We start from the raw sequence: 15,828 nt of genomic DNA on the forward strand, positions 1-15,828 counted from the left end.
TATGCGCGTGCCCGAAGGGTCTCGCCCCGCCGGGGAACCGGCGGATTCAACACCAGAAGAGTCCCCGTCCGTCGAACCTGCACGTGAGCTGCTGTCCGCGGCCGATGTGGGACGGACCATTGCGCGAATCGCGCACCAGATCATCGAGAAGACCGCGATCGACGCCGCCGACGGTGAAGCGCCGCGTGTCGTTCTGATCGGCATCCCGACCCGGGGCACGACGCTCGCCGCGCGGCTCGCGGGGAAGATCGAAGAATTCTCCGGGGTGCGCCCACCGGTCGGTTCCCTCGACATCACCCTGTACCGCGACGATCTGCGCACCAAACCGCACCGCCCCCTCGAACGCACCTCGGTTCCCGAGGGCGGCGTCGACAACACCCTGGTCGTCCTCGTCGACGACGTGCTGTTCTCCGGCCGCACCGTCCGCTCGGCGCTCGACGCCCTCCGCGACCTCGGGCGGCCCCGCGCCGTCCAGCTGGCCGTCCTCGTCGACCGCGGGCACCGCGAACTGCCGCTGCGCGCCGACTACGTGGGCAAGAACGTGCCCACCGCCCGCACCGAGGACGTCAAGGTGCTCCTGAGCGAACACGACGGCCGCGACGCGGTCATGATCTCCGGGGGGAAGAGCTAAGTGAAGCACCTGTTGTCGATCGCGGACCTGACACGGGAATCGGCCGTCGAACTTCTCGACGAGGCCGAACGCTTCGAACAGGCCCTCCTCGGACGTGAGGTGCGCAAGCTCCCGACGCTGCGCGGCCGGACCGTCATGACCGTGTTCTTCGAGAACTCGACCCGCACCCGGGTGTCGTTCGAGGTCGCCGGGAAGTGGATGAGCGCGGACGTCATCAACGTCAGCGCGTCCAGTTCGTCGGTGTCGAAGGGCGAATCCCTCCGGGACACGGCGATGACGCTGCGCGCCGCCGGCGCCGACGCCCTGATCGTGCGGCACCCCGCGTCGGGTGCGGCCCACCAGATCGCGAGCTGGACCGGACGTCAGGACGACGGCGGACCCGCGGTGATCAACGCCGGCGACGGCACGCACGAACACCCCACCCAGGCGCTGCTCGACGCGCTCACGCTGCGTCAGCGCCTCGGCGACATCGAGGGCAAGCGCATCGCCATCGTCGGCGACATCCTGCACAGCCGGGTCGCGCGGTCGAACGCGCTGCTGCTGTCGATGCTCGGCGCCGAGGTCGTTCTCGTCGCGCCGCCCACGCTGCTCCCGGTCGGTGTGACGTCGTGGCCGGTGTCGGTGGCGCATTCCCTCGACGCGGAGCTGCCCGGTCTCGACGCCGTCCTCATGCTGCGGGTGCAGGCGGAACGGATGAACGGCGGGTTCTTCCCGTCCCAGCGGGAGTACTCGATCAATTACGGCCTCTCGGAGAAGCGGCTGGCGCTGCTTCCCGAGCACGCGGTGGTGCTGCACCCCGGTCCGATGCTGCGCGGCATGGAAATCGCCTCGGCGGTGGCCGATTCGTCGAGAACCGCCGTGCTGCAGCAGGTGACCAACGGTGTGCACATGCGGATGGCGGTGCTGTTCCGGCTGCTGGTCGGGGCGGAGGAAGTTGCGGGATGAGTGACAGTGCAGTGACAGGAGAGACAGTGCTCATCAAGAACGTGTTGCTGTACGGCGAGGGCGAGCCCACCGACGTTCTGCTCGGTCACGGAGTCATCGCCGCGATCGGTGCGGATGCGGGCAAGGACGCCGCGCCCGACGCCGAGGTGATCGACGCGGCGGGGCAGATCCTGCTCCCCGGTTTCGTCGACCTGCACACCCACCTGCGGGAACCCGGCCGCGAGGACACCGAGACCATCGATTCCGGTTCCGCCGCCGCCGCGCTCGGCGGGTACACCGCGGTGTTCGCGATGGCCAACACCAGCCCGGTCGCCGATTCGGTGGTCGTCACCGACCACGTGTGGCGCCGCGGCCAGGAGGTCGGGCTCGTCGACGTGCACCCCGTCGGCGCCGTCACCGTCGGGCTCGAGGGCAAGCAGCTCGCCGAGATGGCCACGATGGCGTCGGGGACCGGCAGGGTGCGGATGTTCTCGGACGACGGCCACTGCGTCTACGACCCGCTGATCATGCGCCGGGCCCTCGAGTACTCGAGTTCGCTCGGGGTGCTCATCGCGCAGCACGCGGAGGAGCCGCGACTGACCGTCGGCGCGATCGCGCACGAGGGACCCACCGCCGCCCGGCTCGGGCTGGCGGGCTGGCCCCGCGCCGCCGAGGAGTCGATCGTCGCCCGCGACGCACTGCTCGCCCGCGACGCCGGGGCGCGGGTGCACATCTGCCACGCCTCCACCGCGGGCACCGTCGAACTGATGAAGTGGGCACGCGGGCAAGGTATTTCGATCACCGCCGAGGTCACCCCGCACCACCTGCTGCTCGACGACTCCCGGCTCGAGACGTACGACGCCGTCAACAAGGTGAACCCGCCCCTGCGGGAGGCGAGCGACGTCGCCGCGCTGCGGGCCGGACTGGCCGAGGGGACCATCGACTGTGTCGCGACCGACCACGCGCCGCACGCCGAGCAGGACAAGTGCTGCGAGTTCGCGGTCGCCCGCCCCGGAATGCTGGGGCTCGAGACCGCGCTGTCGATCGTCGTGCAGACGATGGTCCGCACGGGGCTGCTCGACTGGCGCGGCGTGGCCCGGGTGATGAGTGAGCGCCCGGCCGAGATCGTCGGACTCGACGACCAGGGTCGCCCGCTCGAGGTCGGCGAGCCCGCCAACCTCGTGCTGGTCGACCCGGACGCCGAATGGACCGTCCACGGCCCCGATCTCGCCAGCGTCGCCCACAACACGCCGTACGAGTCGATGACCCTCCCGGCGCGGGTGACGACGACGATCCTGCGCGGCCGGATCACCGCGAGCGACGGCCAGGCCCGCGTCCGGGTGCGAAACGGCAGGGGATGACGGTGGAGAGAATTCTGTGGGTTGTGGGCCTCGTCGCGTTCTGGGCGCTGGCCATCTTCCTCATGTACATCGGCTGGCGCGGCCGGGCCCGGCGGCAGGCCGACCGGGTCGGGCAGCTTCCCGGCGTGCCCGTGCACCTCGGCGCGCAGACGATCGCCCCGGCCACCGGACTGTACGTGGGCAGCACCCTCGCCCCCAGCTGGCAGGACCGGATCGCGGTCGGCGACCTCGGCTTCCGGGCGACGGGCGAGATCTCCCGCTACGAAACCGGGATCCTGCTCGAACGCGACGGGGCGTCGGCGATCTGGATCCCGCAGGACGCGGTCCGCGCGGTGCGCACCGAACGCGGCCTCGCGGGCAAGGTCATGAGCAAGGACGGCGTCCTGGTGATCCGGTGGGAGCTGCCGACCGGCACCGAGATCGACACCGGTTTCCGGAGCGACGACAAGTCCGTGTACCCGGCCTGGGTGGGCACAGGGACACCGGACGGCAAGACAGACAGTGAAGATTCAGCGAATGCGGCGAGCTCTGGTGAGGTCGAGCAGAACGGAGAGAACGCATGAGCGGCTACGACACCGACTCTGCAGTACTGGTCCTCGAGGACGGGCGGGTATTCCGGGGCACCACTTTCGGGGCCGTCGGCCAGACGCTCGGTGAGGCCGTCTTCAGCACCGGTATGACCGGCTACCAGGAGACGCTCACCGACCCCAGCTACCACCGCCAGATCGTCGTGGCCACCGCGCCGCAGATCGGCAACACCGGGTGGAACGACGAGGACGACGAGTCCGTCGGTCCCACGGGCAGCAGCGCCGAGGCGAAGATCTGGGTCGCCGGGTACGTCGTCCGCGACCCCGCCCGCCGCACGTCCAGCTGGCGTGCCACCGGATCCCTGCAGGACGAACTCGTCAAGCAGGGCGTCGTCGGGATCGCCGGCATCGACACGCGGGCCCTGGTCCGCCACCTGCGTACCCGCGGCTCCATGCGCGCCGGCGTGTTCTCCGGCGACGCCCTCGCCGACACCGACGTGCTGCTCGACCGGGTGAAGGGCCAGCCGTCGATGCTCGGCGCGGACCTCGCCGGCGAGGTCAGCACCACCAGCGGGTACGTCGTCGAGCCGACCGGGGGAGAGGCGCGCTTCACGGTCGCGGCCATCGACCTCGGCATCAAGACCAACACCCCGCGCATGTTCGCCGAGCGCGGCATCCGGGTGCACGTGCTCCCGTCCGACGCCACGCTCGCGCAGATCCTGGACCTGAAGGCCGATGGCGTCTTCCTCTCCAACGGTCCCGGCGACCCGGCGACCGCCGACGGCGCCGTGCACCTGACGAAGGAAGTCATCGGGCAGGGCCTGCCCCTGTTCGGCATCTGCTTCGGCAACCAGATCCTCGGGCGCGCACTCGGTCTCGGCACCTACAAGATGAAGTTCGGTCACCGGGGCATCAACATCCCGGTCGTCGAACACGAGACCGGACGCATCGCGATCACGGCGCAGAACCACGGGTTCGCGCTGGAGGGGGAGGCCGGACAGGAGTTCGACACCCCGTTCGGCAAGGCCGTCGTCAGTCACACCTGCGCCAACGACGGTGCCGTCGAGGGGGTCCGCCTACTCGACGGATCCGCCTTCTCGGTGCAGTACCACCCCGAGGCCGCGGCGGGCCCGCACGACGCTGCGTACCTGTTCGACCGCTTCACCAGCCTGCTCGAGGGAGTCAAGAACTAATGCCACGCCGTACCGATCTCTCCCACATCCTGGTGATCGGCTCCGGGCCGATCGTCATCGGCCAGGCCTGTGAGTTCGACTACTCCGGAACCCAGGCCTGCCGGGTGCTGCGCGAGGAGGGCCTGCGGGTCAGCCTCGTCAACTCCAACCCGGCCACGATCATGACCGACCCCGAATTCGCGGACGCCACGTACGTGGAGCCGATCACCGCCGAGTTCGTCGAGAAGGTCATCGCCCTCGAGGCCGAGAAGGGGCACCCGATCGACGCCGTCCTTGCGACGCTCGGCGGCCAGACGGCCCTCAACACCGCGGTGGCGCTGCACGAGCAGGGCATCCTCGAGAAGTACGACGTCGAGCTGATCGGCGCCGACTTCGACGCCATCCAGCGCGGTGAGGACCGGCAGAAGTTCAAGGACATCGTCGCCAAGGTCGGTGGCGAGTCGGCGCGCTCCCGCGTCTGCTACACGATGGACGAGGTCCGCGACACGGTCGCCGAACTGGGCTTCCCGGTGGTCGTGCGGCCGTCGTTCACGATGGGCGGACTCGGCTCCGGCATGGCCTACGACGACGAGGACCTCACGCGGATCGCCGGCTGCGGCCTCGCGGCGTCCCCCACCGCCAACGTGCTGATCGAGGAGTCGATCCTCGGGTGGAAGGAATACGAGCTCGAGCTGATGCGCGACGGCCGCGACAACGTCGTGATCGTGTGCTCGATCGAGAACGTCGACCCGGTCGGTGTGCACACCGGCGACTCGATCACCGTCGCCCCCGCCATGACCCTCACCGACCGTGAGTACCAGGCGATGCGCGACCTCTCCATCGACATCCTCCGCGAGGTCGGCGTCGACACCGGTGGCTGCAACATCCAGTTCGCGATGGACCCTGCCGACGGGCGCCTCGTCGTCATCGAGATGAACCCGCGCGTGTCCCGGTCCAGTGCGCTCGCGTCGAAGGCGACCGGCTTCCCGATCGCGAAGATCGCCGCGAAGCTCGCCATCGGCTACACCCTGGACGAGATCGTCAACGACATCACCAAGGAAACGCCGGCGTGCTTCGAGCCGACCCTCGACTACGTCGTGGTCAAGGCGCCTCGCTTCGCGTTCGAGAAGTTCCCCGGCGCCGACGACACCCTTACCACCACGATGAAGTCGGTCGGTGAGGCCATGTCGATCGGCCGCAACTTCACCGAGGCGTTCGGCAAGGTGCTGCGCTCGCTCGAGACCAAGCGGGCCGGGTACTGGACCGGTCCCGACGTGGAGGCCGCCGACCTCGACAGTCTCCTCGCGGAACTGAGCATCCCCCGCGACGGACGCGTGTACGGCATCGAGAAGGCGTTCGCGCTCGGCGCCACCGTCGAGCAGCTGTTCGACGCCACGAAGATCGACCCGTGGTTCCTGGACCAGATCCTGCAGATCCACGAACTCGGCGACACGCTGCGCGAGTCCCCCGAGGTGAGCGAGCGGGTCCTGCGGCGCGCCAAGCACCACGGCCTGTCGGACCGGCAGATCGCGGCCCTGCGCCCCGAGATCGGCGGCGAGGACGCGGTCCGCGCGCTGCGTGAGCAGTGGGACGTCCACCCCGTCTACAAGACGGTCGACACCTGCGCCGCCGAGTTCGAGGCGAAGACGCCGTACCACTACTCCACGTACGAACTGGACCCGGCGGCCGAGTCCGAGGTGGCCCCGCAGACCGAGCGTCCGAAGGTCCTGATCCTCGGTTCCGGACCGAACCGCATCGGTCAGGGCATCGAGTTCGACTACTCGTGCGTGCACGCCGCGCTGACGCTGTCGGAGGCCGGCTACGAGACCGTGATGGTCAACTGCAACCCGGAGACCGTCTCCACCGACTACGACACGGCCGACCGGCTGTACTTCGAACCGCTGACGTTCGAGGACGTGCTCGAGGTGTACCGGGCGGAGTCGATCTCGGGCACCGTCGCCGGTGTGATCGTGCAGCTCGGCGGCCAGACCCCGCTGGGTCTGGCGAAGCGGCTGAAGGCGGCGGGGGTGCCGATCGTCGGCACCAGCCCCGAGGCCATCGACCTCGCGGAGGACCGCGGCGAGTTCGGGAAGGTGCTGGTCGACGCCGGTCTGCCCGCCCCCAAGTTCGGCACCGCCACCACGTTCGCCGGCGCCCGCGACATCGCGGCCGGCATCGGATACCCGGTGCTGGTCCGGCCGTCGTACGTCCTCGGTGGCCGCGGCATGGAGATCGTGTACGACGAGGCGTCCCTGGAGAGCTACATCTCTCGCGCCACCGAGATCTCCGACGACCGGCCGGTGCTCGTCGACCGGTTCCTGGAAGACGCCATCGAGATCGACGTCGACGCCCTGTGCGACGGCACCGAGGTGTACCTCGGCGGCGTGATGGAGCACATCGAGGAGGCCGGTATCCACTCCGGCGACTCGGCCTGCGCGCTGCCGCCGATCACCCTCGGCCGCGCCGACCTCGAGAACGTGCGCCGCTCCACGGAGGCGCTCGCCAAGGGCATCGGCGTGAAGGGCCTGCTCAACGTCCAGTACGCCCTCAAGGACGACATCCTGTACGTCCTCGAGGCCAACCCCCGCGCCAGCCGCACCGTGCCGTTCGTGTCCAAGGCGACGGCCGTGCAGCTCGCCAAGGCGTGCGCCCGCGTCATGCTCGGCGAGTCCATCGCCGATCTGCGCACGAGCGGCGTGCTCCCGGCCACCGGCGACGGCGGCTGGACCCCGGCGGACGCGCCCGTCGCCGTCAAGGAGGCGGTGCTGCCGTTCAACCGGTTCCGCCGCGCCGACGGCACCGGGGTCGACACCCTGCTGAGCCCGGAGATGAAGTCGACCGGCGAGGTCATGGGCATCGACGCCGACTTCGGCACCGCGTTCGCGAAGAGCCAGACGGCCGCGTACGGTTCGCTGCCCACCTCGGGCTCGGTGTTCGTGTCGGTCGCCAACAAGGACAAGCGGTCGCTGATCTTCCCGGTCAAGCGGCTCGCCGACCTGGGCTTCCGGATCCTGGCCACCGAGGGCACCGCGGCGGTTCTCCGCCGCAACGGGATCACCTGCCAGGAGGTGCACAAGCACTCCGGCGAGAAGCTGGAGGCGGGGGAGCGCACCATCGTCGAGACGATCCGCGACGGTGAGGTCGACATGGTGATCAACACGCCGTACGGCAACTCCGGACCGCGTGTCGACGGCTACGAGATCCGCAGTGCAGCCGTCGCCATGAACATCCCGTGCGTCACCACCGTGCAGGGCGCGTCCGCGGCGGTGCAGGGCATCGAGGCCGCGATCCGCGGCGACATCGGCGTCCAGTCGCTCCAGGCGCTGCACGCGCGGCTGCGGTCGCCGGCCGTCGTCGTCGCCCCCTCGACCGGATCCGTCTCGTCGTGAGCGGACACCATCACCACCACCACCACTCCTGGTTGCATCGGCTGACGTCGGCGGTCGAGCACCGGGGGCGGTTGTGTGTCGGCATCGACCCGCATCCGGGGCTGCTCGAGGCCTGGGGGCTGCCCGTCTCCGCCGAGGGGCTGGAGACGTTCGCGGAGATCTGCGTCGAGGCCTTCGTCGGTGAGGTGGCCGTCGTGAAGCCTCAGGTGGCGTTCTTCGAAGCGTACGGCTCCGCCGGGTTCGCGGTGCTCGAACGCACCATTTCGGTCCTCAGAGAGGCAGGGACGCTCGTCGTCGCCGACGCCAAGCGCGGGGACATCGGGTCGACGATGGCGGCGTACGCGCAGTCCTGGCTGGGTGCGGAGTCCCCTCTGTCGTCCGATGCCGTGACGGTGTCGCCGTACCTGGGATTCGGCGCACTCGATCCGGCGCTGTCGCTGGCGGCGGAGCAGGGCCGCGGGCTCTTCGTGCTGGCCCGGACGTCCAATCCCGAGGGCGGCGATCTGCAGGCGGCGGGGACGGCCGCAGGGGTGTCCGTGGCCCAGTCCGTGGTGGACGCGGCGGTCCGGCACAACAGCGCCCAACCGGGTCTGGTGGGGCTGGTGGTGGGCGCGACACGCGGACACGGCTTGGATTTGTCGAATTTTTCCGGGCCGATTCTCGCGCCCGGTCTCGGTGCCCAGGGCGCGACTCCCGGTGATCTCGCCGACATTTTCCCCGATTCGCGAAAACTGTTGTTGCCGAACAGTTCTCGTGGTGTTCTCCAGGCCGGACCGTCGGCGGCGGCACTGCGTGAGGCGGCCGTGAAGGTGCGTGACGAGATCGAGTCCGCACTCTCATAGCCCACCTGAATCCGGCTCTGACCTCGGGGGGTGGGTTCGCAATCGGCGCCGGGCGTGAGTACGGTCGCTATCGCTGCTGGTTATCCAGTGGTTTGGACTATTTGCCAACGACGAGACGGAGGAACCGTGGCCCTTCCCCAGTTGACTGATGAGCAGCGCGCTGCTGCTTTGGAGAAGGCAGCTGCTGCCCGCAAGGCCAGGGCTGAGCTCAAGGAGCGCCTGAAGCGTGGTGGCACCGACCTCAAGCAGGTTCTCAAGGACGCCGAGGACGACGAGATCCTGGGCAAGATGAAGGTGTCGGCACTGCTCGAGGCGCTGCCCAAGGTGGGCAAGGTCAAGGCGCAGGAGATCATGACCGAGCTGGAGATCGCTCCGACCCGTCGCCTCCGTGGCCTCGGCGATCGGCAGCGGAAGGCACTGCTCGCGAAGTTCGACTTCGAGGCCTGAGCACGACAGTGGTAGCTGACGCACAAGTGTCAGAGCGCAAGACCGCAGTGCGGAGGGGTCGGCTGGTAGTACTGGCCGGCCCCTCGGCCGTCGGTAAGTCCAGCGTGGTGCGACTCCTGCGTGAGCGGATGCCGGAGCTCGTCTTCAGCGTGTCCGCGACGACGCGCGATCCACGTCCGGGCGAGGTGGACGGCAAGGACTACCGGTTCACCTCTCGTGACGAGTTCCAGCGGATGATCGATTCCGGTGAGCTGCTCGAATGGGCCGAGATCCACGGCGGACTCCAGCTGTCGGGAACCCCGGCCGCACCGGTCCGCGCGGCGATCGAACAGGGCAGACCGGTGCTGGTCGAGGTCGATCTCGCCGGTGCGCGGGCCGTCCGTGCTGCGATGCCGGAGGCTCTGCTCGTCTTCATGGCGCCCCCGAGCTGGGACGTGCTGGTCGAGAGGTTGACCGGCCGGGGCACCGAATCCGCCGAGGTTGTGGAGCGGCGTCTCGCGACCGCCCGGGTCGAGCTGGAGGCCAAGGACGAGTTCGACGTGGTCGTCGTGAACGAGGATGTCAGCCGAACGTGCGACGAGTTGGTATCCTTGTTGGTTGGACGACCGGAACAGTCCGAGTCGACCCCCTAGATCTCACATCAACTAGCCAGAACAATTTCAGGAGATACCGAGTGAGCAGCACCCCCGCAGTAGCGTCCGCCACACCCAGCCACGGCGCCCTGCCGGCCTACGACACCCCGCTCGGCATCACCAACCCTCCGATCGACGAGCTTCTCGCCCGCACGTCGTCGAAGTACGCGCTGGTGATCTACGCGGCCAAGCGTGCGCGTCAGATCAACGACTACTACAACCAGCTCGGCGACGGCATCCTCGAGTACGTCGGCCCCCTCGTGGAGCCGGGGCTGCAGGAGAAGCCGCTGTCGATCGCGCTGCGTGAGATCCACTCCGATCTTCTCGAGCACACCGAAGGCGAGTGAGCGGAGGATCTGCGGTGCCTGACCAGGCAGCGGGCCCGGGTTCCGGGCTCGGGACGGATTCACCGGAACCGGTGCCCTCGGGGGTGCGCAAGCGGATCGTCGTCGGTGTCGGCGGCGGCATCGCCGCGTACAAGAGCTGCGCCGTCATCCGCGCCTTCACCGAGGCCGGACACCACGTGCGGGTCATCCCGACGGAGTCCGCGCTCGAGTTCGTCGGCAAGGCGACGTTCGAGGCGCTGTCGGGCAACCCCGTGCACACGGGTGTGTTCACCGACGTTCCGCAGGTTCCGCACGTCCGTCTCGGGCAGGAAGCGGATCTCGTCGTCATCGCACCCGCCACCGCGGACCTCATGGCACGGGCCGTGGCGGGACGCGCGGACGACCTGCTCACCGCCACGCTGCTCACCGCGCGATGTCCCGTTGTGTTCGCACCCGCGATGCACACCGAGATGTGGGAGCACCCGGCCACCGTCGCCAACGTCGCGACGCTGCGCGCCCGCGGCGTGACCGTCATCGAACCCGCATCCGGCCGCCTCACCGGCAAGGACACCGGCGCCGGCCGGCTGCCCGAACCCGACGAGATCGTCGGGTTGGCGTCGTTGCTGGTCGAGCGTCCCGACGCGCTGCCCCGCGACCTCGAGGGCCGGCGGGTCCTCGTGTCCGCGGGCGGCACCCGGGAACCGCTCGACCCGGTGCGGTTCCTCGGGAACCGCAGTTCGGGCAAGCAGGGGTACGCCATCGCCCGGCTCGCCGTGCAGCGCGGCGCCGAGGTCACCCTCGTCTCCGGGTACACCGCCGGCCTCGCCGACCCGGCCGCCGTCGACGTGGTGCACGTGCGCACCGCGGAAGACATGCGGGTCGCCGTCGCCAAGCATGCGCCCGGGTTCGACGCGGTGATCATGGCCGCGGCCGTCGCCGACTTCCGGCCGACGACGACGGTGGCGAGCAAGATCAAGAAGGGTGCGGGCGAGCCCGACTCGATCGCACTCACCAAGAACGAGGACATCCTCGCCGGCCTCGTCCAGTCCCGGAGGGACGGCGAGATCCCGGCGAAGACCGTGATCGTCGGATTCGCGGCCGAGACCGGTGACGCGGACGGCGACGTCCTCACGTATGCACGGGCCAAGCTCGCGCGTAAGGGTTGCGATCTCCTCGTCGTCAACGCGGTCGGTGAGGGCAAGGCGTTCGAGGTCGACCACAACGACGGGTGGCTGCTCGGAGCCGACGGTTCCGAGTCCGCGCTCGAGCACGGATCGAAGGCGTTGATGGCGAGCCGGGTGCTCGACGCCGTCGACCAGCTCTTCCGGACACTTTGACGAAACGTTCGGGAGGGTTTCGGTGATTCTAAGGGTGTCACTCCCGCCGGGGTGGCGTTAGGGTCGTTCGTTGTATTACGCAGCTAAGCTGTTTTCACGTGCTGTTCAGGACAACTGTCGAGAGGGAATTCTGTGAGCCAGTCCGGTAGTCGGCTATTCACCAGTGAGTCTGTGACCGAGGGGCACCCGGACAAGATTTGTGATGCGATCAGCGACTCCATCCTCGACGCGCTCCTCACCGACGATCCCCGTGCCCGTGTCGCCGTCGAGACGCTGGTGACCACCGGACAGGTCCACGTCGCCGGTGAGGTGACGACCACCGCCTACGCCGACATCCCCAAGATCGTGCGTGACACCGTCCTCGAGATCGGGTACGACTCCTCGGCCAAGGGCTTCGACGGCAACTCCTGCGGCGTCAACGTCGCGATCGGGGCGCAGTCCCCGGAGATCGCCCAGGGCGTCGACCACTCGCACGAGGTCCGCACCGGCGAACTGAGCGACGACGAGATCGACCGTCAGGGCGCAGGCGACCAGGGCCTGATGTTCGGGTTCGCCACCACCGACACCCCGGAACTGATGCCGCTGCCGATCGCGCTGGCGCACCGGCTGTCGCGTCGACTCACCGAGGTCCGCAAGTCGGGGGTCCTGCCGTACCTCCGTCCGGACGGCAAGACCCAGGTCACCATCGAATACGACGGTGACAAGGCGGTCCGTCTCGACACCGTGGTCATCTCGACGCAGCACGCCGCCGACATCGACCTCGACAACCTGCTCACCCCGGATCTGCGGGAAAAGGTGCTCGGTTCGGTACTCGCCGAGATCGACATGCCCGAACTCGACGTCTCGAACATTCGCCTGCTCGTCAACCCGACCGGCAAGTTCGTGCTCGGCGGCCCGATGGGCGACGCCGGGTTGACCGGCCGCAAGATCATCGTCGACACGTACGGCGGCATGGCCCGCCACGGCGGCGGCGCATTCTCCGGCAAGGACCCGTCCAAGGTCGACCGGTCGGCGGCCTACGCCATGCGCTGGGTGGCCAAGAACGCGGTCGCGGCGGGTCTCGCGGACCGCATCGAGGTCCAGGTGGCGTACGCGATCGGCAAGGCGGCGCCGGTGGGCCTGTTCGTCGAGACGTTCGGGACCGAGAAGACGGATCCGGCACGGATCCAGCAGGCCATCACCGAGACGTTCGATCTGCGTCCGGGCGCCATCATCCGCGACCTCGACCTGCTGCGCCCGATCTACGCGCAGACCGCGGCGTACGGTCACTTCGGTCGCACCGACATCGACCTCCCGTGGGAGAGCATCGACCGGGCGGAGAAGCTGCGGGCAGCCGCAGGCCTCTGATCGGTAGGCACGGCGCGGCGGGCGCCGCTGCGGTAGGGGCCGCCGCGTGAGCGCGGAAAAGGTTGCGGCAGAAGTCGACCCGGTTGCCCGGGTGCTGCCGCTCCTTCCGCTCGCTCACCTCGACCGCGAGTTCGACTATCTGGTGCCGAAGGACCTCGACGAGCATGCGCAGCCCGGGGTCCGGGTCCGCATCCGGTTCGCGGGGCGCCTCGTCGACGGATTCGTCGTCGCCCGCACCGCGACGAGCGACCATCAGGGCCGGTTTGGCTGGCTCGAACGGGTGATCTCACCCGAACGGGTGCTGACCGAGGAGATCACCCGGGTGGTCGACCTCGTCGCCGGCCGCTACGCCGGAACCCGCGCCGACGTCCTGCGGCTCGCGATCCCGCCGAGGCACGCGCGGGCGGAGTCCGAGGCCGCATCCGAACCGACCGAGGTGTCCGGCACCGCGATCGCCACCGACGCGTGGGACCGGTACATGCACGGCGCCGCGTTCCTGACGGCGCTGTCGGAGGGGCGCGCCCCACGCGCGGTGTGGCAGGCGCTCCCCGCCGAGGACTGGCCGGCACGTCTCGCCGAACTGTCCGGGCTCGTCGCCGCCACCGGGGCGAGCACCGTCGTCGTCGTCCCCGACCAGCGCGACCTCGACCGGGTGGTCGCCGCGGTGGCGGCGCTGCTGGGCAAGGACGCCGTCGTCGGACTCGCCGCCGGTCTCGGGCCCGCCCTGCGCTACCGGCGGTGGCTGGCGGCGCTGCGCGGGACCGCCAGGGTCGTCGTCGGAACCCGGAGTTCGGTGTTCGCGCCGACACCGCGCACCGGACTGATCGTGGTGTGGGACGACGGGGACGACAACCATTCCGAACCGCGCGCACCGTACCCGCACGCCCGCGAGGTGGCGCTGCTCCGCGCGTACGCCAGTGGGTGCGCGGTGGTGCTGGCCGGGCACGCGCGCACCGCGGAGGCACAGGCCCTGGTCGACTCGGGCTGGGCGCACGACCTCGTGGCCTCCCGGGACACCGTGCGCGCGGCCGCCCCGAAGATCACCGCACTCGCAGACAGTGACCACGCCCTGGCCCGCGACCCCGGAGCGCGGGCCGCCCGGTTGCCGGCCATCGCGTTCGCCGCGGCCCGGGAGGCTCTCGGTGCAGGCCGGGGTGTGCTGGTCCAGGTGCCCCGGCGGGGCTACGTCCCCAGCCTCGCGTGCGGCAAGTGCCGGGCGCCCGCGCGGTGCCGGCGGTGCAACGGTCCGCTCGCGCTGCCGTCCGAGGCCGGTCCGGACGGGGCGGGGACACCCGCGTGCCGGTGGTGCGGCGTCGCCGACGCCGCGCACCGCTGCCACGCGTGCGGAGCGCGGGCGCTGCGCGCGGTCGTGGTCGGTGCGGGACGCACCGCCGAGGAACTGGGCCGCGCATTCCCGGGGGTCGCCGTCCGGATGTCCGGAGGGTCGGACGTCGTCGACGAAGTGAAGCAGGGCCCCATCCTCGTGGTGTCGACGGTCGGGGCCGAACCGGTGATGCCGGGCGGCTACGGCGCGGCGTTGCTGCTCGACGGCTGGGCGCTGCTGGGCCGCCCCGACCTGCGTGCCGCCGAGGAGACGATGCGGCGGTGGATGACGGCGTCGTCGCTCGTGCGCCCGTTCGCCGACGGCGGTCAGGTGGTCGTGGTGGCCGATTCGGGCATTCCGACGGTGCAGGCGCTGGTCCGCTGGGATCCGGTCGGTCACGCGCGTGCGCAGTACGAGGAGCGGGCGGAGGTCGGATTTCCGCCCGCCATCCATCTCGCTGCGATCGACGGCAGCGCGAAGGCGATCGCCGACCTCCTGGACCTCGCCGATCTACCGGAGAATGCGGAATTGCTCGGCCCGGTCGAATTGCCCGCCGGGGAGCGGCTGCCGTTCTCCGGTGATGCACCGGAGCCGGCGGACGTGGAGCGCATGCTGATCCGGGTGCCCCGCGGGGAGGGGAAACCGCTGGCCAAGGCGCTGGGGGAGGCGCAGTCGGTGCGCAGTGCGCGGAAGGACTCGCAGCCCGCGCGGGTACAGATCGACCCCATTCGCATCGGGTAGTTGACCACCGTCACAGAAAAGGAGCCTTGCCGCGCTGCAATTGACGATATATCGTTGATGCATCAGCGATACAGAAGGAGGCTGATGATGGAAGACTTCCATTTCGAACACAGAGGTTCCCGACGGGAACGATTCGGACGCGAACGGATGGCACGGCCCGACGGGCCGCACCGTCACGGACACCGCCGAGGCGGCTTCGGTCCCGAGGGCGGTCCGGGCTTCGGGCCCGGAATGCACTTCGGCCGCGGACGCGGGCGGGGTGGGCGGGGACGGCGCGGCGATGTCCGCTCCGCGATCCTGCTGCTGCTCACCGAGCAGCCGATGCACGGCTACGAGCTGATCCAGCAGATCGTCGAACGCAGCGACGGGGTGTGGAAGCCCAGTCCCGGGTCGATCTATCCCGCGCTGTCGCAGCTCGAGGACGAGGGTCTGGTGCTCATCGAAAAGGTGGCGGGCCGCAAGACCGCGCGCCTCACGGACGAGGGCAAGGCCTTCGTCGAAGCGAACAGGGCCGAACTCGGCACCCCGTGGGACGACGTGCGGGAGAGCGTCGGCAGGCCGGCCGAGGACCTGCGGGGACTGATCGGGCTGCTGATGGGTGCTGCGGGACAGGTCGCCGCGGTCGGCGACGACGACCAGGTCCGGCGGGCCGGCGAGATTCTCACCGACGCGCGGCGCTCGTTGTATCGCCTTCTCGCAGAAGACGATCAGAGCGACGCGGGCAAGGACGAGGCCGACTCGTAGGGTGCCGCACCCCGCCGCGGACCCGCCGGCTCGACGCGACAGTGTGTGCACTTTCTGGGAAGGTTCACCGAAATGTCACAGCGA

Annotated in this window: 14 protein-coding genes; all 14 read left to right on the top strand. The window is 69.8% G+C overall.

Annotated elements, in window-relative coordinates; genetic code table 11:
• Position 1 precedes the first annotated feature (1 nt).
• The 14 genes from pyrR (at position 2) to I1A62_RS44760 (ending at position 15,744) form a co-directional block, all read left to right on the top strand.
• Positions 2-631 (top strand): bifunctional pyr operon transcriptional regulator/uracil phosphoribosyltransferase PyrR, encoded by a 630-nt coding sequence (pyrR, locus tag I1A62_RS44695; RefSeq protein WP_087555939.1) that lies wholly within the window; start codon positions 2-4, stop codon positions 629-631.
• Positions 632-1,576, top strand: coding sequence for an aspartate carbamoyltransferase catalytic subunit (locus tag I1A62_RS44700; protein ID WP_124390892.1), 945 nt, complete (start codon positions 632-634; stop codon positions 1,574-1,576).
• A complete protein-coding gene (locus I1A62_RS44705; RefSeq protein WP_219458238.1) occupies positions 1,573-2,916 on the top strand; it encodes a dihydroorotase in 1,344 nt (447 codons plus the stop codon). Before I1A62_RS44700 ends, I1A62_RS44705 begins: the two co-directional genes overlap by 4 nt.
• Positions 2,913-3,479 (top strand): transporter, encoded by a 567-nt coding sequence (locus I1A62_RS44710; RefSeq protein WP_219458239.1) that lies wholly within the window; start codon positions 2,913-2,915, stop codon positions 3,477-3,479. The genes I1A62_RS44705 and I1A62_RS44710 overlap by 4 nt, the downstream gene beginning before the upstream one ends.
• On the top strand, positions 3,476-4,636 hold the full coding sequence (gene carA, locus I1A62_RS44715) for a glutamine-hydrolyzing carbamoyl-phosphate synthase small subunit (RefSeq protein WP_087555942.1): 1,161 nt from the start codon (positions 3,476-3,478) through the stop codon (positions 4,634-4,636). The genes I1A62_RS44710 and carA overlap by 4 nt, the downstream gene beginning before the upstream one ends.
• The gene (gene carB / locus I1A62_RS44720; protein ID WP_219458240.1) at positions 4,636-8,004 is read left to right on the top strand and encodes a carbamoyl-phosphate synthase large subunit; all 3,369 of its coding nucleotides are present in this window, start codon (positions 4,636-4,638) and stop codon (positions 8,002-8,004) included. Before carA ends, carB begins: the two co-directional genes overlap by 1 nt.
• A complete protein-coding gene (gene pyrF, locus I1A62_RS44725; protein ID WP_219458241.1) occupies positions 8,001-8,846 on the top strand; it encodes an orotidine-5'-phosphate decarboxylase in 846 nt (281 codons plus the stop codon). The genes carB and pyrF overlap by 4 nt, the downstream gene beginning before the upstream one ends.
• A 126-nt stretch (positions 8,847-8,972) precedes the next feature.
• Positions 8,973-9,293 (top strand): integration host factor, actinobacterial type, encoded by a 321-nt coding sequence (mihF, locus tag I1A62_RS44730; RefSeq protein ID WP_072942134.1) that lies wholly within the window; start codon positions 8,973-8,975, stop codon positions 9,291-9,293.
• An 8-nt stretch (positions 9,294-9,301) separates the two neighbouring features.
• Positions 9,302-9,925, top strand: a complete 624-nt coding sequence (gmk, locus tag I1A62_RS44735; RefSeq protein ID WP_219458242.1) for a guanylate kinase — start codon at positions 9,302-9,304, stop codon at positions 9,923-9,925.
• 41 nt (positions 9,926-9,966) lie between these two features.
• Positions 9,967-10,272, top strand: coding sequence for a DNA-directed RNA polymerase subunit omega (gene rpoZ / locus I1A62_RS44740; RefSeq protein WP_005241734.1), 306 nt, complete (start codon positions 9,967-9,969; stop codon positions 10,270-10,272).
• A gap of 14 nt (positions 10,273-10,286) precedes the next feature.
• The gene (coaBC, locus tag I1A62_RS44745) at positions 10,287-11,588 is read left to right on the top strand and encodes a bifunctional phosphopantothenoylcysteine decarboxylase/phosphopantothenate--cysteine ligase CoaBC (protein ID WP_219458243.1); all 1,302 of its coding nucleotides are present in this window, start codon (positions 10,287-10,289) and stop codon (positions 11,586-11,588) included.
• A 132-nt stretch (positions 11,589-11,720) separates the two neighbouring features.
• The gene (gene metK / locus I1A62_RS44750) at positions 11,721-12,935 is read left to right on the top strand and encodes a methionine adenosyltransferase (protein ID WP_120659112.1); all 1,215 of its coding nucleotides are present in this window, start codon (positions 11,721-11,723) and stop codon (positions 12,933-12,935) included.
• Between the two features lie 46 nt (positions 12,936-12,981).
• Positions 12,982-15,000 (top strand): primosomal protein N', encoded by a 2,019-nt coding sequence (locus I1A62_RS44755; RefSeq protein ID WP_219458244.1) that lies wholly within the window; start codon positions 12,982-12,984, stop codon positions 14,998-15,000.
• Between the two features lie 87 nt (positions 15,001-15,087).
• Positions 15,088-15,744, top strand: coding sequence for a PadR family transcriptional regulator (locus I1A62_RS44760; protein ID WP_219461747.1), 657 nt, complete (start codon positions 15,088-15,090; stop codon positions 15,742-15,744).
• Positions 15,745-15,828 lie beyond the last annotated feature (84 nt).

Source organism: Rhodococcus sp. USK10, assembly GCF_019378875.1.
In the GTDB taxonomy this organism is placed as follows: Bacteria; Actinomycetota; Actinomycetes; order Mycobacteriales; family Mycobacteriaceae; genus Rhodococcus_F; species Rhodococcus_F pseudokoreensis.